Raw genomic sequence first — 25781 nt, 5'->3', positions numbered from 1 at the left:
GCGACGGCTCGGGGCCTGGCGGCCGGTTTTCATCCCGGGGGCCTGGCGGCCGGGCTCATCCCCGGCCGAGCACCTTGTGCAGCCAGGCGAGTTGTTCGAGCTGGTGCTCCGCCCCGCCACCCTCGTGGTCGTTGAACTCGTAGACGCGCAGCTCCTTCTGGCCGCCGTGACGGTGGTAGGCGGCGAAACAGGTCGAGGGCGGGCAGACCTGGTCCATCATCGCGATGGAGAACAGCGCGGGCGCGGTCGCGCGGGGCGCGAGCACGGCGGCGTCGAAGTACGCCAACGTGCCGAACACCTGGCCGCTCCGGTCGCGGTGCAGCTTGAGGTATTCGGCGATCTCACCGTAGGGGCCACGGGCGGCGACCTGCACACCTCGCCGGAAGTCGCACAGGAAGGGCACGTCGGGCATGACGGCGGCCACGCCCGGGAACAGCGCCGCCACCGCCAGGGCGAGGCCGCCGCCCTGGCTGACGCCGGTGACGACGACACGGTCGGCGTCGACGGCGGGATGCCGCTGTGCGGCGCGGGCGAACCGCACGGCGTCGGTGACGAGCCTGCGGTAGTAGAAGTCGTCCGGGTCGGTGACGCCGCGGGTGAGGAAGCCGGGAACGGTGCCCGCCGGGTAGCCGTGCGGGTCGGCCGTACTGCCGGACGAGGCGCTCCAGCCCTGGCCACGGGTGTCCATGATCAGGTGGGCGAAGCCGGCGGCGGCCCAGAACAGCTTCTCGTGGGGCAGGCCACGGCCACGACCGTAGCCGAGGTACTCGACCACGCACGGCAGCGGCCCGCTGGCCTGCGCGGGAAGGTGCAGCCAGCCGTACACGGGGTCGCCGTCGTACCCGGGCACGACGACCGAGAAGGTACGGACCTGGGTGAGCCCGGTGTCGACGGGCTCGTACGTCGCCGGGCCCGGTGCGTCCGCGCTGAGCGTCCGTTCCCAGAAGGCACCCAGGTCCGCCGGGACGGCCAGGTCGGGCCGGTACGCCCAGCAGTCGGCGAGGGTGAGATCGCTCAGAGCCACAGTCATGACCTCCGTGCCAGCAGGATCGTCGATTCGTCGTTGACCTGTGTGCCGCGCCGGCGACGCCTGCCGGGGACAGGACCGCCGGACGCGCCCCGCCCGTCAGCCGGCGTGTGCCACGGCGGAGGCGAACCAGCCGGTGATGGTGGTGGGGTGGGTGATGGCGGTGCCCACCACCACCGTCCACGCGCCGGCCCGCAGCGCCTGCGCCGCCTGCGCCGGGGTGTGGATCCGGCCCTCCGCGACCACCGGCACGTCGATCGCGCCAGCGAGCTGCGCCACCAGGTCCAGGTCCGGGCCCGGCCCCTTGCTGGTGTACGATGTGTAGCCGGCCAGGGTCGTGCCGACCAGGTCGGCTCCCGCCGCCGCGGCGGCGATCCCCTCCTCGAGGGTGGAGCAGTCGGCCATCACCAGGGCGCCGGTCCGCTCGTGGACGGCGGCGACGGTCTCGGCGACGGTCCGGCCGTCGGGCCGTGGTCGGCACGTGCCGTCGAGCGCGACGACGTGCGCGCCGGCCCGGGCGACGGCCAGCGCGTGCTCGAGCGTGGGGGTGATGAAGACGTCGTCGTCGCCGTCCTTCCAGAGCCCGATCAGCGGCAGGTCGACCGCGTCCCGGATGGCCGCGATGTCGGCCAGCCCCTGGGCGCGGATGCCGGCCGCCCCGCCCTCGGCGGCGGCGAGGGCGACCCGGCGCATCGTGTCGGTGTCCCGCATCGGCTCACCGGGGTACGCCTGGCAGGAGACCACCAGGCGGTGGCGGAGCTGCGCGATCAGCGGGTTCACGACGCTGTCCGGATGTCGTGGTGGAGCCGGCCCTGCCCATGGTCGCCCCGCGCCGCCGCCCAGGCGAGCGAGGCGGCGCCGAGCAGGGGGGCGTCCGAACCGAGTGCCGAGGCCAGGACGGGCACGCCGGCCAGGCTGGGCAACGTCTCCCGCCGCACGGCGTCACGCAGCGCCCGCCACCAGGGCTCGCCGAGGCCGGTGACGCCGCCGCCGACCACGACGACGTCGGGGTCGAGCATGTTGACCAGCCCGCCGACCGCCGCGCCGACGGCCGTCCCGCCCAGCCGGACGACCGCCGCGGCCGTCTCGTCGCCGTCCTCGGCACGCGCGGCCACGGCCCGCAGGTCGTCGACCGGCCGGCCGGTACGCCGCGCGTACTCGGCGGCGAGGCCGGGCCCGGAGGCGAGCGCTTCGAGGTGTCCCCGTCCCCCGCAGGTGCAGGGCAGCGACCCGGCGTACGGGGAGGGCTGGTGACCGGCGTGGCCGGCCGCGCTGTGGGCGCCGGCGAGCACGCTGCCGCCGGCGACGAACGAGGCGCCGATGCCGGTGCCGACGGCGACGAGGAGCACCGTCTCGCGTCCGGCCGCGACGCCGTGGCGCGCCTCGCCGAGGGCGTGCGCGTGCACGTCGTTGATGACGGCGACGGGCAGGGCGAGCAGCTCCCGCAGCCGCCCGGCCAGGTCGGTGCCGGCCCAGCCGGTCAGGACGTCGGTGGCCGAGAGCACCCGGCCTGTCGCGCTGTCGACCACGCCGGCGCTGCCGACGCCGAGGGCACGGATGCCGGTCCCCGGTGCCCGCGTCCGCAGGTGGCGGACGAGGTCGGCGGCGGTGTCGAGGATGGCGGTCGCGCCGGCTCTGCCGGGGGTGGCGGCGGTGACGCGGTCGACGACCTCACCCTGCCCCGTGACGATGGCGGCCGCCGTCTTGGTGCCGCCGATGTCGAGCGCGGCGACCGCCTCGTCGGCGACGGTTCGGGGCGTGTGTGCCTCGGACATGTTCAGAGCAGCCCCGCCAGTTCCAGCTGCGTACGCACCCGGGTCGTCTCGTCCGCGTCGAGTGGCCGCAGGGGAAGGGACACGGCGTTGCTGTCGATCACACCGAGCAGGGCCAGGGCGGTCTTGAACGCGCCCACGCCCCGGGTCGCCCCGGCCGAGGTCGCCGGGTCGGCCGCGTCGACGATCCGGAACAGGCGGGTCAGCCGGTCCTGCTCGTGCCGGGCGGCCTCCCAGTCGCCGCTGACGCAGGCCCGGTGCAGTCGCACGTAACCGGCCGGGTCCACGTTGCCCAGCCCGGGCACGGAGCCGGAGGCACCGGCGAGCATCATCGCGTCGACGACCACCTCGTGCCCGGTCAGCAGGCTGAACCCGCTGTCCGGCGCCCGCTCGGCGATCGCCAGCACCAGCTGGCGGAAGGCGACGTCGTCGCCGCTGGAGTCCTTGACGCCGGCGATGACCCCGTCCGCCGCCAGCCGGGTCAACAGCTGGGTGGCGAGCTTGGTGTGCACGCAGACGGGAATGTCGTACGCGAACAGGGGAAGCTCGACCGACGAGGCGATCGCGCGGAAGTGCCGCTCGATCTCGTGGGGACCGACGATGGCGTAGAAGGGGGCCGTCGCCACCAGGCCGTCCGCGCCCAGGCGCGTCGACGCCTCGGCGCGGTCGAGGACCCGGCGCGTGGTCGGTTCGATGCAGCCGGCGATGACGGGCACGCTGCCGCCGACGGTCTTCACGACGGTCTCGAGGACCTGGTCGCGCTGGCTGTCGGTGAGGAAGACGGTCTCGCCGGAGCTGCCGAGCGCGAAGATGCCGTCGACTCCGGCGGTGAGCAGCCGCTCGACGAGTCGCTCCAGGGAGAGGACGTCGACCGTGCCCTCCTCGGTCAGGGGGGTGACGACCGGCGGCACGACGCCGGCGATCCGCGGGGCTGGCGTGGTCACGCTGTCTCCTCGACGTGTAGGGGGGTGGTGCGGCCGGTGGCGGCTCTGGCGAGTTCCACCAGCTCGGCGTTGCTGGATCCAGCGGGTACGGGGTGGTGGCACCGGAACTCGTGGTCCCCGGCGCTGTCGGCGTCCCGCTCGGGCGGCGGCAGCTCGGTGGCGCACACGTCCGTGGCCTTCCAGCAGCGGGTGCGGAACGGGCATCCGCTGGGCGGTCGGGTGGCGAGTGGGACGGGGCCGACGAGCGGGATGGGGTCGATGGGCGAGAGCAGACCCGGCGTGGCGGAGAAGAGCGCGCGCGTGTACGGGTGTCGGGCGCCCTCGGGCAGCAGGGCCGCGGGCGCCTGCTCCACGATCCGGCCGAGGTACATGGTGACCACGCGGTCGCTGATCCGCTTGACGGTCTGGATGTCGTGCGAGACGAAGACCATGGCCAGCCCGAGGCGGTCCTTGAGGTCCAGGAGCAGGTTGAGGATCTGCGCCCGCACCGAGACGTCGAGGGCGCTGGTGGGCTCGTCGGCGATGACCAGGCCCGGCTCCAGCGCCAGGGCGCGCGCGATGGACACCCGCTGGCGTTGCCCTCCGGAGAGCTGGCTCGGCAGGACGTCGGCGACCGAGCGGGGCAGCCCCACCAGGGCCATCAGCTCGTCGACCCGCTCCTCCCGCTGCGTGCGGGTGCCGCGGCGGTGCACGTCGAGCGGGTCCCGCAGGATGTCGCGTACCGGCATCCGACGGTTCAGCGACGTGGCCGGGTCCTGGAAGACCATGCCGACGCCGGAACCGATGCGTTCGCGTCGTTGCGCCGCGCTCATCGACCACACGTCGGTGCCGGCGAAGCTGACCGTGCCGCTCGTCGGTCGCTGGAGACCCACCAGCACCTTGGCCATCGTGGACTTGCCGCAGCCCGACTCACCGACGACGCCGATGGTCTCCCCGGCGCGTACGGTCAGGTCCGCGCCGGTGAGGGCGTACACCCGCTCGCGGTTGAACATGCCGCCGCCGCGGGTGCGGTGCACCACGTGCACGTCGCGCAGCTCGACGATCGGCTGACCGGGGACTGTCGCGCTCATCGGGCCAGTTCCTCTTCGCTGACGGTGACGGCCGGGTGGTGGCAGGCGTACCCGTGGGCGGCGGTGCCCTCCAGGCGGGGCGCCGTGTCACGGCAGACCTGCGTGGCCATGGGGCAGCGGTCCGCGAACCGGCATCCCGGCGGGAAGTCGGCCGGGGACGGCACCACACCGCGGATCTGGGTGAGCCGCTGCGCGCCGGCCTCCAGCGAGAGCACGGAGCCGAGCAGCCCACGGGCGTAGTGGTGCGCCGGGGCCCCGACCACGTCGGCGGTGACCCCGCTCTCGACGATCTGCCCGCCGTACATGACGACGACGCGGTCGGCGACGTCGCTGACCAGCGCGAGATCGTGGCTGACCAGGATCAGCGCGAAGCCCAGCCGGTCCCGCAGCCGCAGCAGCAGTTCCATCACCTGCGCCTGGACCGTGACGTCGAGCGCGGTGGTCGGCTCGTCGGCGATGATCAGGCGCGGGTCCCGGGAGAGGGCCATCGCGATCACCACCCGTTGCCGCTGCCCGCCGGAGAGCTCGTGCGGGTACGCGGCCAGGGTGCGAGCGGCGTCCAGGCCCACCAGCCCCATCAGCTCCTCGGCCGACCGGGTGCCGCCACGGCGGATCATCTGCGCCAGTTGGGGGCCGATGCGCAGCGATGGGTTCAGGGCCGAGAGGGCGTCCTGGTAGACCATCGCGATCTCGCGCCCCATCAGGGCCCGCCGTCGTTTCGTGCTCACGGTCAGCAGGTCCGTACCCTCGAAGCGGATCTCCCCCCGCACCCTGGCGCCCTTGGGCAGCAGCCCCATGACCGCGAGGGATGTCAGCGACTTGCCCGAGCCCGACTCCCCCACCAGGCCGACGACCTCGCCGGGTCGGACGTCGAAGGTCAGGTCGTCGACGATGTCGACGCCCCGGTGGCGTCCCTCGAAGCCGATCGACAGGTTCCTGACCTCGATGACGGGTTCGCCCTGCGGGAGCGGACGGGCCCGCTCGCGCAGCCGCCGCGCCGCCTCCGGCAGGCCGGGCAGCTCGACGACCTCACCCGGGCCGGTCTCTGCCCGCACCAGCGGATCGGCGGCCGGCGAGACGGTGGCGCGCCGGGCCGCCGGGGCGGCCCAGGCGTCGGACATCCCCTCGGAGAGCACGTTCAGGGCGAGCACGGTGAGCAGGATCAGCAGGCCGGGGAAGAAGGTGGCCCACCAGCCACCGATCTGCACCATCTCCTTGCCGAAGGCGATGACGGAGCCCCACGAGGACTCCGCCTCCTGGGGTGCCAGCCCGCCGCCGATGAAGGAGAGGGAGGCCTCGAAGACGATGGCGTCGGCGACCATGACGGTGACGAAGACGAGGATGGGCGCGGCGCAGTTGCGCAGGACGTGCCGCCAGAGGATGTGCAGCCGCCGCGCGCCGATGATCCGCTCGGCCGCAACGTAGTCCTCCCGGTACTGCGAGAGCACGTTGGCGCGCACGATCCGCGCGACGGACGGGGTGAAGACGAAGCCGATCGCGATCACGAGGACCAGCAGGCTGTTCTTGCCGAAGGAGATGATCAGCAGCGCGGAGAGCACGATGGCGGGGAAGGCCATGACGACGTCGAGGCAGCGCATCAGCGCCTCGTCGACCGCGGGCCGGCTGGTTCCCGCGAGCGCGCCGAGGATCGCGCCGACCAGCAGCGCGATCCCGGCGCCGCCGAAGCCCACGATCAGGGACCGCCGGGTGCCGGCCACCAGCCGGGAGAAGACGTCACGCCCGAGCTTGTCCAGACCGAACCAGTGGTCGCCGTTCGGACCGGTCAGCGCCGGGCCGAGCCCGGTCTGGGCGGGGTCGTACCGGATCAGCAGGGGCGCGAAGACGCCCACCAGGACGATGAGCAGGACGAAGCCGAGCGCGATCCGGGAGGTGACGCTGAGTCTCCTGAAGGCGATGCCGGGGCGCGACAGCCGGGCCGTGAAGGTGCGACGCATCAGTGGGCTCCGCGCAGTCGAGGGTTGGCGAAGAGGTAGAGGATGTCGACGACCAGGTTCACGACGACGAAACCGACGGCGATCGTCAGGACGGTCCCCTGCGCGAGGGCCGTGTCGTTCTGCTGCACCGCGCTCATGATCTGGGTGCCCATGCCGGGCAGCGAGAAGATGGCCTCGATGACGACCGTGCCGCCGATGAGGTAGCCGATCCGCAGGCCCAGCACGGTGAGCGGGTTGACGAGCGCGTTGCGCAGCACGTTGCGGCCGATCACGACGCGGGGCGGCAGCCCGGCGCCGATGGCCGTACGGACGTAGTCCTTGTCGAGTTCCTCGACCATCGACGTACGCACGATCCTGGCGAGCGCGCAGCCGACCGGCACGGCGAGCGCCAGCGCGGGCATGGCGAGGGACTGCAACCAGAGGGTGACCGAGTCGGTGGGGTTGACGTACCCGCCCGTCGGGAAGACCGGGCGCCGCACCGACAACTCCTGGATGAGCAGGAGAGCCAGCCAGAACGACGGCATGGCGATGCCGGCCATGGAGACGAACCGGATGACCTGGTCGGGCCAGCGGTCCCGGTACAGCGCTGCGGGGATGCCGAGGGCCAGCGCGATGACCAGGGCGCCGACGACGCCCAGGGCCGTCAGTTGGATCGTCAGCGGCAGCGCGGTGGCGATCTTGTCAGCGACCGGAACCGACGGCGGGAAGGTCATGCCCAGATCGCCCCGGACCAGGTCGCCCAGGAAGTGCAGGTAGCGCAGTGGCAGCGGGTCGTCGAGGCCGTTGGCGGCCTTGAACGCCGCGACCTGCGCCGGGGTCGCCTGGTCACCGAGAACGGACAGCGCGGGATCGATCGGGGAGAACTGCATGATCACGAAGACGAACAGCGTGATGCCCAGGACCAGGGGGATCAGGGTCAGGAGTCGTCGCGCGACCAGGCTCAGAACGCTCAGCATGGTGTCTTTCTCTCGTCGAGGGCCGCCGAGACGTCCCGCCCGGTCCGGGGGTGTACGGGCCGGGCGGGACTTCGGAGGGGCCGGGGGCCGGCCCCCTCCGGGGCGGGCTCAGCCGGTCCGGCTGGCGCCCAGGAAGTACAGGCCGGTGGTCGCGGCACCCGCGAAGCCGGAGAGCTTGGCGGGGTCGTACGCGGTGACGACCTTGGTGTGCAGGATGGGGTACAGCGCGGCCTCCTCGGCCACCATGTCGAGCGCCTGCTTCCAGATCGCCTTGCGCGCCGCCTCGTCGGAGGTCTGCGCCGCCTTGTCGAGCAGGTCGGCCATGGCCTTGCGGTTCGCGTCGCTCCAGCGGTAGCGCTGTCCCGGCCAGGTCTCGCCGTAGTAGAACCACCGCATCAGCAGGTCGGTGTCGACGCCGAAGACGCTGGGGTCCCCGGAGGCCATCAGCACCCGGAAGGTGTCCTTCGGCACGATGTCGCCGTAGATGGCCGAGGAGGGCACCGTGTTGAGGCTGGCGTTGACGCCGATCTTCTTCCACTGCTCGATGACCAGCGGGGCGACGTCCTTGACGACGGAGTTGTCCGTGGTGTCGAGCTGGAAGGAGAGGTTCGTGACGCCGGCCTCGGCGAGCAGGGCCTTGGCCTTCTCGATGTTGTGGTCGTAGACCGTGGCGGCCTTCTGGTAGTCCTTGTTGCCCTCGTCCAGGTAGCTGCTCGCCGCGGTGCCGTAGCCGTTGAGCGCGGTCTTGATGACCGCGTCCGTGTCGATCGCGTAGTGCAGGGCCTGCCGCACCCGCTTGTCACTGAACGGCGCCGCCGCCGAGTTGAACATAAGGAAGACCTGGTTGAAGGCCTGCTTCGCCTCGACGGTGTACTTGCCCTTGAGCGAGTCGACGTTCAGGTACGGCACCGACTCGATGGCCTGGACCCGGCCGCCCTGCAGGTCGGCCACGCGGGCCGAGGCCTCGGTGGTGGTGTTCCACGTCATCGTCTCGACCTTGGCGGGACGGGGTCCGTCGTAGGTCGGGTTCCTGCTCAGCTTGATGCCCGACTCCTTGGACGCGCTGTCCATCTTGAAGGGGCCGGAGCCGATCGGTGCCGTGTCGAAGGCCTTCGAGGCGGCCGCGTCCGCGGTCTTCGCCTTGGGGACGATCTTGATGACGGAGATCCGCTCGGCGAACAGGGCGAACGGGTACTTGAGCTTGAACTCGGCGGTCGTCGCGTCCTTGGCGCTGACCGAGTCGATGAACGACACGAACCCCTGCATCAGCGGTGGCGACTTGGGGTCCGCCGGCTTGAGCACCCTGGTGAAGGACCAGGCGACGTCCTCGGCCGTGACGGGGGTGCCGTCGGAGAACTTCGCGCCGTCCCGCAGCGCCACGGTGTACGTGAGCCCGTCGGCGCTGGTCGCCGGGTCGTCCTTGGCCAACGCCCGGTAGGGTTCCCGGGTGACCGGGTCAAGATCCACAAGGCCCTCGAAGATGTGCTGGTTGACCGCCGTCGCGACCGCCGAGGAGGCGTTCGCGGGATCGAACCCGCTGGAGAGGGTGAACGCCAACGTGGTCTCGATCGACGCCCCTCCCTTGCCGTCGCCGACGGCGTTGGTCGAGGCGGGGCCGCCGCTACAGGCCGCCAGCCCGAGCGTCAGGCTCACGGCGGCGGAGACGACGGCCAGAGAGCGAGCCCGGCGCGGAGGGACGCGCCGACTCCGGGACGGCTTACCAGTGGTGCTCACGGAGATGCCTCCATAGGCTCTATGCGCTCGCAGGATTGCTCGCGCCGGGGGAATCCAAGGTATGGGTATGACGTCTGACGTCTGATGCCGATAGGGTGAGCGTCTCAGATCCGTGAACGAAGGGCAAGGGGCAGATGACGACCATCGACGCGAGTCCGCTACGCGGCGCGGAGCGCCCGGGTCCCCGCCGGCAGGAGGTGGCGACCAGGATCAAGGAGTACATCCTGCGCAACCGCCTCAAGCCGGGCAATCTCCTGCCCACCGAGGTGGAGCTGTGCGAGGCGGTCGGCGCCAGCCGCTCGAGCGTCCGGGAGGCGGTCAAGATCCTCTCCGCCCTCGACATCGTCGAGGTGCGGCACGGTCACGGCACCTTCGTCGGCCGCATGTCCCTCAACGCCCTGGTGGAGAGTCTGGCGTTTCGCGGCCTGCTCAGCGGCGAGGAGGACCACCACGTGCTCGGGCAGGTCGTGGACGTCCGGCAGACCCTCGAGCAGGGGCTGGCGGCCGAGACCATCGGCGTCCTCGACGACGAGCACCGCGCGGCGCTCGCCGCGCTCGCCGACGAGATGGAAGGGCTCGCCGCCCAGGGGAAGGACTTCCTCGAGGTCGACCGGGCATTCCACCTCAAGTTGATGGAGCCCCTGGGCAACGACCTGCTGCTCCAACTCACCGAGGCGTTCTGGCAGGTGCAGGCCATCGTGGCACCCACCCTGTGCATCGAGCCGGAAGACCGCGTGATCACCGCCCAGCGGCACCGCGCGATCGTGGACGCGGTCGCGGCCGGCGACGCGCAGCGCCTGCGTTCCGCCATCGCCGAGCACTACGCGCCCATCAGGGCGAGCATCGCGCGCGCCGTACAGCCCTGAGGCGCGGCCCGACCGCCGGACCCCGCCGCCGGGAAACCCGCTCGCCGTCTCGCGTCGGATCCGGTGACAATGCTCGCCGGACGGCGAGGCGACGGGTGCTCGGAGGTGCTGCCGCGTGGGTCGACGGCTGGGCGGAAGCAGCTGGCCGGTCGTGGTCAGCACGGTCCGGCTCGGCCCTCACCGGTACCGAGTCGTGCGGCCGGCGCAGGCGCCGGCGTTCGCCAGCCTCTACGAGGGCCGGCTCGGCGCCCAGTTCTGCCTCGACCAGGAGACAGCGGTGATGCTCGCCCAGGCATGGGGCCTGGCCGCCCGGTCGCCGCACACGATCGTCCACCTCCCACTGCGCCGCGCGAAGTTGCCCACCCACCACGCCTGGGGACGCCCACTCGACCTGGTGCTGCTGCACCACCGCCTCGCGTTCCCGCCGTCCCGGTGGAAGCAGGTCCGCTCCCGGCTGGGGGCCGGCAGGCCGCATCGTGTCGTCCTACCCGGCGACGCGTGGCCGGTGCCCTCGACCGCCGAGCACGAACGCACCCGGCATCGGGAGTTTCGCGATCATCTCCGGTGGGACGTCGCCGCCGACACGCTGATCCTCACCGGCAGCCGCAGGGCGTTCGAGCTGGAGGCCGACCAGATCCGCATCCTGGCCGAGGAGTGTCCGGCCCATCGGGCCCGCGTACCGGAGACGCACTGCTGCGCCGAGATCGGCATGGGACGGACCTGGCGCCAGTCGGACCGACGTCGACCGTCCGCGCAACTGCACGCCGAATACTCGCGGTAGCGCCCCGGTCCGTCCCTGATGGACGGCTGCCGTCCGTCGATCCCTTGACGATCGCCGTCGGCGCCCCTTAGCGTCACGGACGTCGGACATCCGACGTCTTATGGCTGATTCGACTTCCGCCCCACCCCCGTCCCGGAAGGAATCCCCGTGTCCCGAGTCCGAGCAACACCGCGCCGACTGGTGGCGGCCGTGGCCGCCGTCCTCGGCCTGGCGGCCGTACTGCCCGCCACGCCGGCGCACGCCGCACCCGCCGGCGTGACCGCGACGGCCAGCGCCGACTGCACGACCAGCCGACTCAACCTGCTGCTCGACAACCGCAGCACCACCGCACAGACCTTCACCGTCACCTGGCCGGGGCGGCTCAACTCCCCCTGGACCCGGACGGTCGCCGCCGGCAGCAGCACCCAGCTGTACTGGACCCTGGCCGCCGGCACCGCCTACACGCTGCGCACGACCACCCCGACCGGACTGGACGACACCTCCGCCGGCATCTTCCACTGCGGCACCGGCATGTCCGCGCTGGCCAGCTTCGACTGCACGGCGAGCCGGCTGCAACTCGCGCTGGAGAACCGCACCACGACCGCCCGCACCTTCGTCCCCACGTGGCCCGGACGCGCCGGCTCGCCGTGGACCACGACGGTGGCCGCCGGCGGCAACCACCTGCACTACTGGACGGTCCCCGCCGGGACCCCGTACACCCTGCGGGTCACCGCTGCCGGCTTCGACACGACGCTGCGGGGCACCGCCGCCTGCGGCATGGCCGCCGGCACCCCGCAGATGAACACGACGACGCTGCTCACCACGCGATCGGTCATCCGCAACCTCAACGGCGCGGGCGGTCGCTACGACGGCACCGCGGCCTCGGTCCGGATCCCGGGCCTGGCCGTCACCAACAACGGCACCGTCATCGCCGTCGCCGACGCGCGGATCAACGGTTCGTACGACCTCGGCGGCGGCACCAACAACATCCAGATCGCCATGATCCGCAGCACCGACGGCGGCCGCACCTTCGAACAGCCACGCGTCATCCACGCCCCCGCCACCACCAGCGAGGGGGCGGGTGATCCCAGCCTGCTGGTCGACCGTGCCACCGGCACCGTCTACTGCTTCTTCACCTACTCCCCCCGGCCGGGCGTCAGCTTCTGGTCGGGCAGCTCCGGCCTCAACACCGCGGACGACCCGAACAGCATGCACCTGCGCTACATCACGAGCCGGGACGACGGCGCCACCTGGAGCGCTCCGGTGGAGCTGAACCCGGCGATCAAGGACCCGGCCTGGCGGCAGGTGTTCTTCTCCTCCGGCCACGGCATCCAGACCAGCACCGGCCGCCTGGTCCAGCCGATCGCCTACCGGGACGCGGCGGGCACCAGTCACGCCGGCAACATCTACAGCGACGACCACGGCGTGACGTGGCGACGGGGCGGATCCGCCGGCGGAAACATCAACGAGAGCAAGGCGATCGAGCGCGGCACCGGGGCCGTCGTGCAGAACATGCGCCACAACTCGACCCGCAGCCGGTTCTACGCCACCTCCATCGACGGCGGCGCGACCTTCGGCCCGGCCACGGCCAGTGCCGTGCTGACCGATCCGCTGTGCAACGCCGACGAGCTGTCCTACCTGCGCCCGTCGGACGTGGGCGCGAACGGGGCGCCGGTGCGCACCCGTACGGCGCTGTTCAGCAACAACGCGCACCCGAGCGCGCGCAACGACCTCACCGTACGACTCTCCACGGACGACGGCGCCAGCTGGCCGGCCCGGGCGCTGCTCAAGCCGGGCGGCGCGGGTTACTCCACGATGGCCGTGCTTGCCGACGGAACGGTCGGCGACCTGTACGAGGTCGGCGACACCGGCGGCATCCACTTCGCCCGGTTCACTCTCGACTGGGTGAAGGGAGCCTGACCCCGCGACCCCTGCCGGGTGTCGCACGCACCACCGGCACCCGGCAGGGCCCGGCGGTCCCCACGGGGGCGGGGACCGCCGGGTCGGGCGGGCCACCGCCCGGTCGCAGGGCCTCGGCGACCGGTGCCGGCCGACGTCGCCCGGCTACGGGCGCGGCGGAGCCCGCAGCAGGTCGTCCACGCTGTCGCGCAGGGCCCTGCGGTTCGCGTGCCCGGTCTTCAGCAGCAGGCTGGCGACGTGCTTCTCGACCGTACGCGGCGAGAGATGCAGGAGCGTGGCGAGGTCCTGGTTGTCGTGGCCCTTCGCGAGCAGCACGAGCACCTCGTGCTCGCGTACGGTCACCCCGACGGCCCGCAACGGGGCCGGGATGCGGTCATGGCCCGAGCGCCGTTGCCCGAGCGAGGCACCGGCCTGGCGGAGCAGACCCCGGCACGCCCCGGCGACGACCGGCGCGTCGACGTTGTGGAAGTAGTCCTCCGCCGCCCGCAGCCAGGCGACCGGCTCGCCCCACCCGTCGGCGAGCGCCGCCTCGGCGACGAGGCGCAGTCCCAGGTGGTAGGTCATGCGGTACGGCGCGGCGGCGTCGAGGGCCAGTGCGACCTCCGTGGCGGCCCGCTCGCTCTGCCCCGCGCGCCCGAGCACCACCGCCTTCGCCAGGTGCAGGAACTGCCGGTTCCAGCGCAGGGCGGCGCCCGGGGCCAGCGCCACCGCGTCCATGCCCGTGCGGTCCAGTGACCCGGCCAGCGCGTCGAGGAGCGGCCGCAGGCCGAAACGGCCCGTCATGTAGTACGTGTTCGGATGGTCGTCCTCCCACGCCCGGGCCAGGTCGAGGGCCCGGATCGCCGCCGGCCGGTCCTCCTCCAGCAGCGCGCAGACGGCCTCGCAGAAGCCGTAGGCGAGGGGGACGTGTCCGGACTCTCCCCCACCGGCCGCCCGGAACTCCTCGAGGCGGCGCTCCATCAGTCGCCGCTGGCCGCGGTGGGCGGCGGAGGCGGCGGCCGTGACCAGCGCGAACTGCTGGTCGTCGATGTTGCGCAGCCGGGCGGTGGCCGAGGCGCACCGGGCGGCGAGTTCGTCGCCTGTCGGGTAGTCGCCCTGCATCACGGCACGGATCGCGTACACGCCCTCGATGCTGTGCCGGAGCATGATGGCGCCGGACAGCTGCGCGGCCTGCTCCGCCTGGCGCAGCAGCGTCTGCTCACCGGTACGCATGCTCTGGTTGACCCCGAGCCGGAACAGCGCGTTGATGCGCCACAGGGGCAGCCGGTGCTCCTCCGCCGTCGTCAGCATCCTGGTCAGGTAGGACTCCGCCTCGTCGAAGCTGCGGCCCCGGGCGATCACGGCCAGGAGTTGCAGTGCCTGACACGCCGTCTCCGCCATCGGCACCTGTTCGGCCACCGCCAGGGCCTGGAGCACGAGTTGCTCGGCCTGCCTGGTCCGGCCGCCGCCGTCGCCGTCGCCGAAGATCAGGTGTGCCTCGACCACGTCCACCTGGGCGGCCGGCCCCGGCGGCGGATCGCTGCCGAGGACCGCCCGGGCGATGCGTACCTGGGACGCGCCGTCGGACCACCGGCCGGTCATGACCGCCACCCAGGCGAGGCGGGTCCGGATGCTGACGTGCTGCTCGACGCCGAGGGTCACGGCGTTCACCCAGGTCGCGTCGTTGACCAGGGCGAACGCCCGGTTCGCGTGACCGGCCTCGGCCAGGGCGTTGAGCAGCGACTCGAGAATGCGGGCGCGGGCGTCGGGGTCGGGCGGGTCGGACATCAGCTCGTACGCGCGGTCGAGCAGGGTGACGGCCGACGTGGTGGCGCCGTCGCCCAGTGCCCGTCGACCCGCCTCCGCGAACAACAGACCCGCGGCGTGGTGGTCGCCGGCGGTCTGCCTGAGCTCGGCCGCGAGCTGACACCAGTGTCCGGGCAGCCCGGCGTACGCCGACTCCAACGCGTCGGCGGCGCGTTTCGCCAGCGCGGACCGTTCGGCCGGGGTGAGCGTGGCCAGGATCGCGTCGGCGGTCAGCGCGTGGCGGAAGGAGTACCAGTCGGGTGTGGACCGGTCGGGCATGATCACCTCGACATCCACCCCGGACCGCAGGTGGCCCAGCATGGCCCGTTCCTCGAGGCCGGTCGCCGCCCGGACCGCGGCCACGGGGAAACGACGGCCCAGCACCGCGGCGGTGTGCAGCAGCGTCCGCGCCTGCGGGTCGAGGCTGGCCAACCGGCGTGTCACGCTGAGCGTGACGGTGTTCGGCAACGCGATGGCCGAGTCGTCGGTGAACCGCCAGCCGTCGTCGTCGCGGACCAGTGCGCGCGCGCCGATCATGCTGTTGAGCAGCTCCTCGGCGACGAACGGGTTGCCTTCGCTGTCGTGCACCAGCCGGTCGGTGAGTTCGGCGGGCAGGGCATCGGTGCCGAGACAGGCGCAGGCGAGTTCGCGTACCTCCGGCCCGGACAGGGGGCGCAGTTCGACGACGGTCGCGGACCGGCGCACCGCCGCGGCCCAGGCCAGCTCGGTCGCGGGGCCGCTGCCCGGCCGCATGGTGGCCACCATCAGGATGGGCAGGTCGGCGAGGTTGTCGACCAGGTACTCCACGACGGCGTGGGTCTCGGCGTCGGCGTCGTGGATGTCCTCGAGGATGAGCACGCAGCCCCGGCGGCCAGCCACGGCGGCGACGAGCCGCAGTACGGCCTCGGCCAGTTCGACGATCGAGGCCACCCGTTCCGGCACCGTGGGATCCCGCCACTCCGGGACGAGCCGGGCCAGGGCCGGCCGGTAGGGCGCCAGCTCCGTGTTGTCGGGCAGCCGGCCCGTACGCGACAGCGAGAAGATCGCCTCGGTCAGCGGGCGGAACGGGACGATGGGGCCGGTGGAGCTGCTACGGCCCCGTAGCAGCTCCATGCCGGCCTCCGCCGCCGCGTGCGCGCAGTGCTCCGCCAGCCGGGTCTTGCCGATCCCCGCCTCGCCGATCACGAAGATCGTGCCGCCGGACGAGTCCCGAGTGGCCGTCAGTCGAGCGTCGACGGCGCTGAGCTCGGGGTCACGTCCGATCATCACCGGCGAGGAGAAGCGCATGCCGCAGGCTAACGTGAGCGGCACCCGCATTGCCGCGTCCAACGCGGGGCACCCGCTGTCGATGAAACGACACGAGCGGGTGCCGCTCGCCGGCCGGCGGCTACGACGACGAGTGTCCCCCGGTGCCCCCGGTGTCGATGATGGCCGCGATGGCGGGCGCGGCCACCATCAGTCCGGTGAGGATGCCCGACCGCCTTCCGATGTGCCCCAGGAAGCTGAGCTTGATCTCGCCCGCCGGGTTCGTGTCGGCTGACTCGTGCTCCGCCACCGGTCCCGCCGGATGAGGAGCGGTCACGTCGTCCCGCATGTTGTCCCCCTTCTAGTTCTCGACACCGCGTCCGGATGTCGTCGGCTCGGCATGCAGCAGCAGTGCCGAGGGCACATGATCGGCGAAGCCGATACGGAGCAGTCCGTGGCCGATCCCGGCCAGGCCGTCCAGCAGGCCGGGGACGCTCACGCCGCCGGCCGCACCGCATATCGGGCCGGCCTGGTCCAGCGCCGCGACCAGTTGTCCGGCCTGCGCGAAGCGGACCCTGACGGCGGCCTGGCGACCGTGCGCGGCGGCCACCGACAGCATCTCCTGCCGGCCCAACTCCCCGTGGCAGAGGCTGTGGTCGCTGACCAGCCCGGACTTCGACACAGCGCTCGCCGCGCCGTCCACGAAGGCGGCCAGCGCGGGATCCGCCAGCAACCGGCCCTGGTCGGCGATGGCGACCGCGATCCCCGGGACGCCGTGGCACCACGAGTGCGTCGACGGCTGCGGCACCGGGCCGGTGGCGGCGCGGGCCACCAACGCCCTGCCGGCCTCGGCGTACCGCTCGTCGCTGTCGACCTGCGCGAATCGCAGCAGGGCCCAGCCGATCCCGGCCGTACCGGTGGCGAAGCCGGCCTGCGCGGGCAGCGCGGGGGCGGCCAGCAGCCGCTCGGCGCAGTCGCGGGCCGTCTCGGCCGCGAGCGGCAGACCGGTCAGCTCGTGGACGGCGAGCATCGCGGCGAGGCAGCCGGCGAGCCCGTCGAGCACGCCCAGGCTGGTGTCCGTCTTGGCGGCGATCGCCGCGAGGCGTACCGCCGTCTCGACGGAGTCGCCGAGCGCGTCGTCCCGGAGCAGCTCGGCGAGCCGGGCCGCCGCGTACGCGATCCCCCCGAGGCCGGTGAACCCGCCGCTGCCGACGGTGCTCGCCAGGTGCGGCCGGTCCCCCATCGCGGTGAGCAGCAGGGGCAGTTGGCGCACCGCCCGGCCGGCGGCCTCGGCGTAGCGGTCGACGTCCGCGAGCCGGGCCAGTTCGGCCAGGAAGAGTGCGGTGCCCGGATATCCGCTGCCCAGCCCCGCGCCCAGCGGCAGGACCGTGCTGTACCCGCCGTCCAACGGCTCGAGCCCGAGCCAGTTGGCGAACACGCCGTCGTCGTAGGCGTCCGCGATGATCCTGTCGGCGATGCCGCAGGCGACCGTGAGCAGCCGGCCCGGGTCCGGTGCCGTCGCCTCCCACCGGACCGACGCGGCCCCGGCGCACTCGTGGCGCGCCCCGCCGAGCCGGCCGGCGAGCGCGGCCTGGACGATCCACTCCTGGTCGCGTCGGTCGATCACACCCATGCCGGCGATCTTGCGCAGGGTGGCCGCCAGTACCGGCTCGTCGAGCACGTCGACGAACGGGACGCCGTCACCACCGGTCAGGTCGGTGTCGTCGGGACGGCAGGTGAACAGGGGGACGTCGCCGTCCCAGAGCTGTTCGATCTCCCGGGACACCAGTCGCTCGCGCATGGGGTCGTCCACCGAGGCTGCCCAGAGCAGGTCGAAGATCTGGTCCCGGTCGAGCGCGTCGCGCAGCACGTCGGGGTGGGTGGACTCGCTCAGCAGCACGGTGTAGGTCCGCGTCGACCGGACGATGACCCGCAGCTCGTCGTCGGCGAACCGCCGTAGCAGGCCGTCCGGGCCGGTCAGGTCCTCGGTCCGCCGGCCGATGGCCCGGTACGCGGCGCGGAAGCCGGCGAGCAGCTCGGCCGTGTGCTCGGCGGCGTCGGCCGGGACGCCGTTGAGCGTCGGACGGTTCTCGGCCGCCCGCACGGGCGCGGGACGACGTACCAGGTGCATCGTGTCGGTGCCGGCCGCCGCCCAGCCGACGGCCTCCCGGAGCTGTTGCGCGCCGGGGTCGCCGCCCAGGCCGGAGATGTCGAGCAGGCCGTGATCGCCGATGAGCGGCTGGGGCAGCAGGGCGGTGCGGTACACCGACGTCCGCAGCGCCCGGGCGGCGGGGTCGGGCGCGGCGGACGGCACGGGCAGGTCGGGGTGCAGCAGCGTCTCGACATCGACGAGTACGGGCTGGTCGGCGCAGGCGATCAGGTTCTCGTGGTGGATGTCCGTCATACCGAGCAGGTACAGCAGCGCGAGCAGCGCCCCCTGCCGGTGGTAGAACGCCCCGACCTGGGCGGCTTCCGAGCAGTCGGCACGGTCGACGACCTCGATCCACCCGTAACGGTCGCGGGCCAGCACGGTCAGCGTGCGCAACTCCAGGTCGGGCAGCACCGCGTTCAGCCAGTCCAGGACCTCGTTGAAGTGCACGTGGACAGCGACCGGGCGCGGCCGGTAGACCACGCGGGCGCCGGAGGCGAAGCGCAGCAGCGCCACCGCCCGCCCGTGCCCGTGCGAGTCCCCCGCCGCGTCGAGCCCGGCCAGCGGCCCCGGATCGCGGCCGCCGAGCAACCGGCTGAGGATCTCCGCGCGGTCCGCGACGAACCGGTCGAGCAGCTCGGCCGTCGCCTCGACGGCGTGCCGGCAGGCGGTCGCCAGCAGCCGCGCCAGGACGGGATGGTCCGTCAGCACCCGGGTCAGCCGCTCGCGGTGGGCGAGGTCGGCCACGAAGGCGGCGAACCGGTGTTCGGGCGTGGGACCCACCAGTCGGCCCGCGACGCGGGCGCGGTTGAGTTCCAGGACGAAGGTACGCGAGGCCATCGCGACCAGCCTGCCGCGCAGCGTGTCGGCGAACCCGGCGTACACCGTGGCGAGGTCGACCACCGTGGCCGTCCCGGGGGCCCGCACCCGCTGGCGCAGGTCGGCGCAGGCAGCCGTGACGAACGGTGCCAGCACGTCGCCGAACGCGTCGGACCACGGGGTGTGCACGGGCAGGTGGGTCGCTCCCTCAGGGGCGAGGCCCAGCGCCCGCTCGGTGAACTCGGCCCAGGCGGGCACGCCCGACCCGGCCGCCAGCGCCGCCGGCGGCTGGTCGAGCAGGGCCAGGAACTGCCGCTCGGTGATCCGCAGGGCCGCCAGGCGGTGCGCGAACTGCCCCGTCGTGCCCAGCTCGTACGCCGAGCGCCAGTCCTGCAACCGCTGCACGGCGTGCGGGGACACGGGGTCGGCGGCGACGGGCCCGCCGTGGTCGGCTGCCCGTACCCGTTCGGCGAGCGTGAGGCCGGCCGCCCACCAGGCGCCGCCCGCACCGCTCACCGCTACCGCATCCCGCGTCCGCGCTCTCTCCACGCCGGTATCGTGCCGGCGCCCCGCCGGGGCTCACATGGGTAACCGGTACCCAGATTCTCGACGGCGCCCGCGCGACCCGGGACGCCCGCCGGCGGTGACCGGCGGCCGGGTCACCCGGCGCACCACTCCAGCACGGCCTGGGCGCTGGACATCTTGTGCCTGGCCTGGTCGAAGGCGATGCTGCGGGGACCGTCCAGCACGTCGGCGGTGACCTCCTCACCCCGGTGCGCCGGCAGGTCGTGCATGAACACCGCCTCCGGGCTCGCCGCCAGGACCGCCCCGTCGACCCGGAACGGCTCGAAGACGCGCCGCCAGTCCGGATCCGGCTTGGCCGTGCCGGTGGTCTGCCAGCGGGTGGTGTAGACGACGTCGACCTCCGGCAGGTCGTCCATGTGGTGCGCCTCGGCCACCGCCGAGCCGGTCCGCTCGGCGGCCACCCGGGCGGCGGCGAGGATGCCGGGGGCCAGCCCGTACCCGGGTGGCGTGCGCAGGTGCAGCCGGGTTCCGGTGAACCGGCTGAGGGCGAGCGCGAGCGCGGCGGCGGTGTTGTTGCCCTCGCCCACGTAGAGCACCCGCAGCCCGTCGACCCGACCGAACCGCTCGGTCATGGTGCTCAGGTCGGCCAGCGCCTGCGTGGGATGCTCCTCGGCGCTCATCGCGTTGATCACGCCCATCCGGTCCTGCCCGGCGAAGGCCCGCAGCTCGGCGACCGGGTCGGCGGTGCGGGCGACGAACAGGTCGACCATCCCGGACAGCACCCGGGCGGTGTCCTCGACCGTCTCGCCGGTGTTCAGTTGCAGGTCGCCCGGGCCGTAGCTGATCAGGTGCGAGCCGAGCCGCAGCGCCCCGCTGGAGAAGGCGGTGCGGGTCCGCGTCGAGGTACGGCGGAAGTAGACCGCGGTGACCAGGCCGCGCAACCGCCCGGCGGGGCGGACCCGGCCGGCGGCGTGCGCGGCGCTGCGGGTCACCAGTTGCCGCAGCTCGGCGTCGCTCAGGTCCCGGATCGACAACAGGTGGCGGCGGGGACGACGGTCCATCGAAATCCTCCTCGAACGGTCGCGGGGTCAGCTCGATCGGATGGCCCGGTGCAGGACGGTGAGGCCCCGCTCCAGCCGGGCGAGGTCGATGGTGAGCGGCGGCATCACCTTGACCACCTCGTCGTCGCGTCCGCAGAGCTCGACGATCAGCCCGTCGTCGAAGCAGCGCCGCTGGATCCGATCGGCCCGCCCGGCGCCGCCGGCCGCCCGCAGGTCGATGCCGAGGACCATGCCCAGGCCCCGTACGGTCAGCGCCGGATCGCTGTCGCGCAGCTCGGCGCCGAAGCGCTCCAGCCGCCGGGCGCCGACCGCGGCGGTGGTCCGGAAACCGTCCTCGCCCCAGAGTTCGCAGGCGGCGGCGCCGGCGACGAAGGCGAGCTGGTTGCCCCGGAAGGTGCCGGTGTGCTCGCCCGGCGACCAGACGTCGAGCGCCGGCCGGATCAGCACCATCGACAGGGGCAGCCCGTACCCGCCGATCGCCTTGGAGACGGTGATGATGTCGGGCACCACGTCGGCGTGTTCGAAGCAGAAGAACGTGCCGGTCCGTCCGCAGCCCGACTGGATCTCGTCGAAGATGAGCAGGATCCCGTAGCGGGTGGTCAGGTCGCGCAGCCGGCGCAGCCAGTCGGCCGAGGCCGGATACACCCCGCCCTCCATCTGCAACGGTTCGACGATCACCGCGGCCGGGACGTCCAGCCCCGACGACGGGTCGGACAGCATCCGCTCCAGGTAGCCGATCGAGTCGAACGGTCCCGCCGGGCCGTCCTCGTACGGCACGAACGTCACCTCCGCCGCCGCGCCCACCTGTCCGGCGGCGCGGGCCCGGCGGCCACCGCTGACCGCCAGCGACCCGCGCGACATGCCGTGGTAGGCCCCGGTGAAGGAGACGATGCCACGCCGCCCCGTGGCCCGGCGGGCCACCTTCAGCGCCGCCTCCACCGCGTCGGTGCCGGTCGGCCCGCAGAACTGCACCTTGTGGTCCAGCCCGCGCGGGGCCAGCACCTGCTCCCGGAGCCGGCCCAGGAAGGTCCGCTTCGCCACGGTGTACATGTCCAGGCCGTGCATCACGCCGTCCCTGGCGAGGTACTCGGTGATGCGGCGCTTGAGGTGCGGATGGTTGTGGCCGTAGTTCAGGGTGCCGGCGCCGCAGAAGAAGTCGGTGAACATCCGGCCGTCCTCGGCGTAGAGCTCGGCGCCCCGGGCCCGGTCGAACACCACCGGGAACTTGCGGCAGTAGTAGCGCACCTCCGACTCCATCGCCTCGAAGAGGGAGAAGTCGTAGGCCGCCTTGTACGGCGGTACCGTCTCGTCCACCAGCATGGTCATCGGTGCGGGGTCTCCTCGGTGGTAGTCGTGTCTGTCGCGAACGGACCGTCGGGTGCGGGTCCCCGGGCGACAGCCGGTCGATCAGCCCTGTCGGGCGGGCGGGGTGCCGGGACGGGTGGTCAGCGCGACCGAGCCCAGGGCGCCGAAGGAGGCCCGTACGGTGTCCCCCGGCACGAGGTCCACGGCCGCCGCCCAGGATCCGGAGAGCACGAGCTGCCCGGCCTCGATCCCGGTGCCGAACCGGGACAGGATGCGGACCAGACACGCCACGGACTCGGCCGGATGCCCCATCACGGCCGCACCCCGCCCCTCCTGCACCCCGTGCCGGCTGCGCAGCCGCATGCGCGCGTCGGCCAGGTCCGTCGTGTGGGGCGGCACGCCCGCGCCGAGGACGGCCGCCGCCGACGAGGCGTTGTCCGCGACGGTGTCCACGAGGCCGATCCGCCAGTCCCGGATCCGGCTGTCCAGCACCTCCAGCGCCGGCAGGACCTCGGCGGTCGCGGCCAGCACGTCGTGGGCGGTCACCGCCGGGCCGCTGATGCCCTCCGCGAACCGGAACGCGACCTCGCCCTCGACCTTCGGCGCGATGAAGCGGCTCAGGTCGACTTCGGCGCCGTCGGCGAGCACCATCCGGTCGGTCAGGTAACCGAAGTCGGGATGGTCGATGCCGAACATCGACTGGATCGCCTCGCTCGTCGCACCGATCTTGAGCCCGGCCAGGACCGCGCCGGCCGCCAGGTCCAGCTCGCGTACCTCGCTCTGGATGGCGTACGCGTCCGCCAGGTCGAGCTGTGGATGCCGGGCCGAGATCGGCGGCACGGCACGGAGGGTCCGCGCCGCCGTCCACAGCTCCCCGGCCAGCTCGCGGTGCAGGGGCGGCGTGGCGGCCACTACTTGACCGCCACGAAGAGCCGGCCGCCGGGCACGCCGAGCGGCACGCACCCGGTCTCGGAGAAGCCCGCGGCCTGGAACGTGTCCAGCCACCGCCGCTGGCTCGGCAGGGTGACGCTCATGAAGCTGGCGTGCAGGTAGGTGAAGAGCGCGCTGAACCGCCGCTCCGCGGGGTCGGGCGCATAGGAGATCGCGTCGGCGACCGCCATGAACCCGCCGGGGGCGAGCGCGTCGCGGCAGGCGCCCAGGACCGCCTTGGCCACCGCCTCGTCCGCCACGATGTCGTGCATGACGAAGCACGCCAGCACGGCGTCCGCGCCCTCGACCGGTCCGGGGTCGTCGGCGAGGGACTGCACCGTACGCTCGACGACCCGGAGCCGGTCGGCCACCCCCGCTGCGGCGGCGGCCTCCCGCGCCGCGGCACACGCGGCGCCGCTGCTGTCGAGTGCCACGCCGGTACGCGCGGGATCCTGACCCAGCAGCCGGATGAGCAGCCCGCCGGCGCCGGCGCCGAGGTCGGCCACGCGCAGCGCGCCGGCCGAGACCACCCGGTCGATGATCGGCGGATAGAACGCCCGCTCGCCGATCCACCGCGAGCTGACCGCCACCTGACGCCCGTCGCGCCGGTAAAGCCGGGCCGCCGCGTCGCGGTCGGTCAGGAACTCCCGGGCGTTGGCGAGGAACGGGCCGTTCGCGCTCATGGCCCAGGACAGGTATCCGGCCGCGTACCGCCGGTCCGGGTAGTCCTCGGCGGCCCGGAACCGGTCCGGGGCGTCCGTGCCGACCACGAGTCCGGCGGCGACCAGCGCGGCGAGGTAGTCGTCCACGCCGGCCTGCGGCAGGTCGGCGACCCCGGCCAGCTCGGCGGCGCCGAACGTGTCGCCCGAGTCCAGCAGCCGGTCCACTCCGATCTCCGCGCCGATCTGCAGCAGCGCGGCGACCCCGGCCAGGTCGGCGGCGGCGTCGAGCGGGGAATGGTGTCGCATTGCTCCTCCTACGTCGTTTGGTGCGAACCCCGGACGAGCGCTCACACCTGGCTCGATGCCGACTGCTCGGCGGCCAGCGACATGGCGACCTCGATGATCGTGTCCTCCTGGCCGGCCACCACCCGCCGGTTGCCCAGCTCGAGCAGGATCCTGCGGGGGTCGACGCCGAAGCGGGCGCTCGCCCGCCGCACCGGCGCGGCGAAGCCGGAGAACACCCCGGCGATCCCGCTGGCGATGGTGACGCTGTCGTTGGTGGGTACGTGCTTGATGAACCGTTCCTGCGCCACGTCGGCCGCGTCGAGGGCGCCGAAGAGCTCGACGCCGGTCTCGACCTGCTCGACGTGCAGGTTGGCCGCCACGAGTTCGATCGGCGCGTTGCCCGCGCCCGCGCCGAAGCCGCGCGCCGTGACGTCGACGATGGTGGCCCCGGCCCCGATCGCCGCCATGCTGTTCACGACCGACATGCCGAGGTTGTTGTGCGCGTGGAAGCCCACGGCGATGTCGAGGTGCTCGACGAGTTCGCCGACCTTCTCGCGGACCTTCTCCGGCGTGTACGCGCCGGCGGAGTCCATCAGCACGACCGCCTCGGCGCCGTAGCTCTGCATGAGCCGGGCCTGCTCCACCAGCTTCGCCGCGGAGGCCATGTGGCTCATCAGCAGCATCCCCTTGACGGTGACGCCCATCGCCCGCAGCATCGTGACCTGCTGCCGGGTGACGTCCGCCTCGGTGCAGTGCGCGCCGACCCGGACCTCGTCCACGCCGCAGTCCAGGGCCGGCTTGAGGTCGCGCTCGACACTGGCGAACCCGGGGATCGACAGCACGCCGAGGCGGGCGTTCCGCAGCTCGGCCTTGGCGGCCCGCAGCATCTCCGCGTCGCTGAGCGCGGCCATGCCGACCTGGATGGACGAGGCGCCGAGGCCGTTGCCGTGGCCGACCTCCACGACGTCCACACCGGCCGCCTCGGCCGCCCGCGCGTACGCGCTGATGTCGGCGCGGCCGAGCTGGTGGCCGACGGCGTGGTTGCCGTCGCGCAGGGTCGTGTCGCAGATGCTGAGTTTCGGCGCGCCGCTCATGACCGACCCCGTTCCGCCCGGGCCTCGCCGACCGCGAGGGCGGCGCAGGTGATGATGTCGAGGTTGCCGGCGTAGCGCGGGAACCAGTCGCCCCGGCCCTCGACCTCCACGACGATGGTGATGCGGTCCCCGACGGCCACCGGCGGCACGACGACCCGGTAGCCGGGGACGTACGACCTGATCAGCTTCTCCATCATGGCGACGGAGGCGCGCAGGGCGTCCATGTCGAGCCGCTCGGCGGACGTCACCGCGATGGAGTTGCGCATGACGATGCCGGGGTCGGCGGGGTTGATGACCAGCACGGTCTTGGTGCGCCGCACGCCGCAGAACTCGATGGTCGCCTGCTCGGTGGTGTGCACGTACTCGTCCAGGTTGGCCCGGGACGCGGGGCCGACGGTCGCCGAGGCGCTGGCCGAGACGATCTCCAGGTAGTCGATCCCCGCCGCGGCCTCCGCCATGCAGTGGGCCATCGGAACCGCCGCCTGTCCCCCGCAGGTGACCATGCTGAGGTACTGCTCGTCGAGGCAGTCGTCGAGGTTGAGGGCCGGTACGCAGAACGTCCCGAGGTGCGCCGGGGTGAGGTCAACGAAGGGCAGCCCGGTGGGCGCGACGGTCGCCCAGTGGCGGGTGGCGTCCTCGGCCGAGGTCGCGTCGAAGACCAGGTCGATGTGCTCGGCGCGGGCGGTGACCGCGTCGATCCCGTCCACGCTGGTGGGCACCCCGTGGCGCTCGGCCAGCTGGATGCCGGGGGATCCGGCGCGGCGCCCGGCGAACAGGACGCACTCCAGCAGGGGGGACGCCTCGACCTTCAACAGCAGGTCCGTCCCGATGTTGCCCGTGCCCACGATCGCCACCTTGAGCGGTGCGGGGCTCGTGCGGTTACTCATCCAGTTCCTCCTTTCGTCCGGCCGCGCCCG

Annotated in this window: 20 protein-coding genes; 3 read left to right on the top strand and 17 right to left on the bottom strand. The window is 73.1% G+C overall.

From position 1 onward, the window contains the following. Window positions 1-55: 55 nt before the first annotated feature. From ACGFIG_RS25040 to ACGFIG_RS25005, 8 genes are all read right to left on the bottom strand, one after another. Complete coding sequence (locus ACGFIG_RS25040; RefSeq protein WP_393006851.1) at window positions 56-1024, bottom strand: acetylxylan esterase; 969 nt, start codon at window positions 1022-1024, stop codon at window positions 56-58. Window positions 1025-1126: 102 nt separating this feature from the next. Next, on the bottom strand, window positions 1127-1807 hold the full coding sequence (locus ACGFIG_RS25035; protein WP_393006771.1) for an N-acetylmannosamine-6-phosphate 2-epimerase: 681 nt from the start codon (window positions 1805-1807) through the stop codon (window positions 1127-1129). Next, the gene (locus ACGFIG_RS25030; RefSeq protein WP_393006769.1) at window positions 1804-2802 is read right to left on the bottom strand and encodes an ROK family protein; all 999 of its coding nucleotides are present in this window, start codon (window positions 2800-2802) and stop codon (window positions 1804-1806) included. Before ACGFIG_RS25030 ends, ACGFIG_RS25035 begins: the two co-directional genes overlap by 4 nt. A 2-nt stretch (window positions 2803-2804) precedes the next feature. Further along, complete coding sequence (locus ACGFIG_RS25025) at window positions 2805-3743, bottom strand: dihydrodipicolinate synthase family protein (RefSeq protein ID WP_393006767.1); 939 nt, start codon at window positions 3741-3743, stop codon at window positions 2805-2807. Continuing rightward, window positions 3740-4813 (bottom strand): oligopeptide/dipeptide ABC transporter ATP-binding protein, encoded by a 1074-nt coding sequence (locus tag ACGFIG_RS25020; protein WP_393006765.1) that lies wholly within the window; start codon window positions 4811-4813, stop codon window positions 3740-3742. Before ACGFIG_RS25020 ends, ACGFIG_RS25025 begins: the two co-directional genes overlap by 4 nt. Continuing rightward, entirely contained in the window at window positions 4810-6768 is a 1959-nt protein-coding gene (locus ACGFIG_RS25015) for a dipeptide/oligopeptide/nickel ABC transporter permease/ATP-binding protein (RefSeq protein ID WP_393006763.1), read from the bottom strand. The genes ACGFIG_RS25020 and ACGFIG_RS25015 overlap by 4 nt, the downstream gene beginning before the upstream one ends. Next, window positions 6768-7724, bottom strand: a complete 957-nt coding sequence (locus ACGFIG_RS25010; RefSeq protein WP_393006761.1) for an ABC transporter permease — start codon at window positions 7722-7724, stop codon at window positions 6768-6770. Before ACGFIG_RS25010 ends, ACGFIG_RS25015 begins: the two co-directional genes overlap by 1 nt. Window positions 7725-7832: 108 nt before the next feature. Next, window positions 7833-9377, bottom strand: coding sequence for an ABC transporter substrate-binding protein (locus ACGFIG_RS25005; RefSeq protein WP_393006759.1), 1545 nt, complete (start codon window positions 9375-9377; stop codon window positions 7833-7835). Between the two features lie 215 nt (window positions 9378-9592). Between ACGFIG_RS25005 and ACGFIG_RS25000 the strand changes: the two genes are divergently transcribed. From ACGFIG_RS25000 to ACGFIG_RS24990, 3 genes are all read left to right on the top strand, one after another. Further along, on the top strand, window positions 9593-10324 hold the full coding sequence (locus ACGFIG_RS25000) for a FadR/GntR family transcriptional regulator (RefSeq protein ID WP_393006757.1): 732 nt from the start codon (window positions 9593-9595) through the stop codon (window positions 10322-10324). Between the two features lie 115 nt (window positions 10325-10439). Then, window positions 10440-11105 (top strand): hypothetical protein, encoded by a 666-nt coding sequence (locus ACGFIG_RS24995; RefSeq protein WP_393006756.1) that lies wholly within the window; start codon window positions 10440-10442, stop codon window positions 11103-11105. Window positions 11106-11252: 147 nt separating this feature from the next. After that, window positions 11253-13004, top strand: a complete 1752-nt coding sequence (locus ACGFIG_RS24990) for an exo-alpha-sialidase (RefSeq protein WP_393006754.1) — start codon at window positions 11253-11255, stop codon at window positions 13002-13004. A gap of 144 nt (window positions 13005-13148) precedes the next feature. Here the strand turns inward: ACGFIG_RS24990 and ACGFIG_RS24985 are convergent, their stop codons facing one another. The 9 genes from ACGFIG_RS24985 to ACGFIG_RS24945 all read right to left on the bottom strand — a co-directional run bounded on the left by ACGFIG_RS24985 (window position 13149) and on the right by ACGFIG_RS24945 (window position 25751). Next, window positions 13149-16055: an ATP-binding protein gene (locus tag ACGFIG_RS24985; protein ID WP_393006752.1), complete on the bottom strand. Its 2907-nt coding sequence runs from the start codon at window positions 16053-16055 to the stop codon at window positions 13149-13151. Between the two features lie 121 nt (window positions 16056-16176). Then, window positions 16177-16383: a hypothetical protein gene (locus tag ACGFIG_RS24980; protein ID WP_393006750.1), complete on the bottom strand. Its 207-nt coding sequence runs from the start codon at window positions 16381-16383 to the stop codon at window positions 16177-16179. 12 nt (window positions 16384-16395) lie between these two features. Beyond that, window positions 16396-19551 carry a type 2 lanthipeptide synthetase LanM family protein gene (locus tag ACGFIG_RS24975; RefSeq protein WP_393006748.1) on the bottom strand — a complete coding sequence of 1052 codons (3156 nt, stop codon included), beginning with the start codon at window positions 19549-19551 and terminating at the stop codon, window positions 16396-16398. A gap of 110 nt (window positions 19552-19661) precedes the next feature. Next, window positions 19662-20588 carry an ornithine carbamoyltransferase gene (locus ACGFIG_RS24970; RefSeq protein ID WP_393006746.1) on the bottom strand — a complete coding sequence of 309 codons (927 nt, stop codon included), beginning with the start codon at window positions 20586-20588 and terminating at the stop codon, window positions 19662-19664. A gap of 27 nt (window positions 20589-20615) precedes the next feature. Then, window positions 20616-21914 (bottom strand): aspartate aminotransferase family protein, encoded by a 1299-nt coding sequence (locus ACGFIG_RS24965; RefSeq protein WP_393006744.1) that lies wholly within the window; start codon window positions 21912-21914, stop codon window positions 20616-20618. Between the two features lie 81 nt (window positions 21915-21995). Further along, window positions 21996-22805 (bottom strand): 2-keto-4-pentenoate hydratase, encoded by an 810-nt coding sequence (locus ACGFIG_RS24960; RefSeq protein ID WP_393006742.1) that lies wholly within the window; start codon window positions 22803-22805, stop codon window positions 21996-21998. Continuing rightward, window positions 22805-23791, bottom strand: coding sequence for a methyltransferase (locus tag ACGFIG_RS24955; protein WP_393006740.1), 987 nt, complete (start codon window positions 23789-23791; stop codon window positions 22805-22807). Before ACGFIG_RS24955 ends, ACGFIG_RS24960 begins: the two co-directional genes overlap by 1 nt. A 41-nt stretch (window positions 23792-23832) precedes the next feature. Further along, complete coding sequence (gene dmpG / locus ACGFIG_RS24950) at window positions 23833-24864, bottom strand: 4-hydroxy-2-oxovalerate aldolase (protein WP_393006738.1); 1032 nt, start codon at window positions 24862-24864, stop codon at window positions 23833-23835. Beyond that, window positions 24861-25751, bottom strand: coding sequence for an acetaldehyde dehydrogenase (acetylating) (locus tag ACGFIG_RS24945; protein ID WP_393006736.1), 891 nt, complete (start codon window positions 25749-25751; stop codon window positions 24861-24863). Before ACGFIG_RS24945 ends, dmpG begins: the two co-directional genes overlap by 4 nt. Between the last annotated feature and the right edge of the window lie 30 nt (window positions 25752-25781).

Origin of the sequence: Micromonospora sp. NPDC049048 (assembly GCF_043197615.1) — a bacterium.
Lineage (GTDB): Bacteria > Actinomycetota > Actinomycetes > Mycobacteriales > Micromonosporaceae > Micromonospora.
The sequence above is the reverse complement of the archived record's forward strand: the minus strand, read 5'-3'. Positions and strand labels throughout refer to the sequence as shown.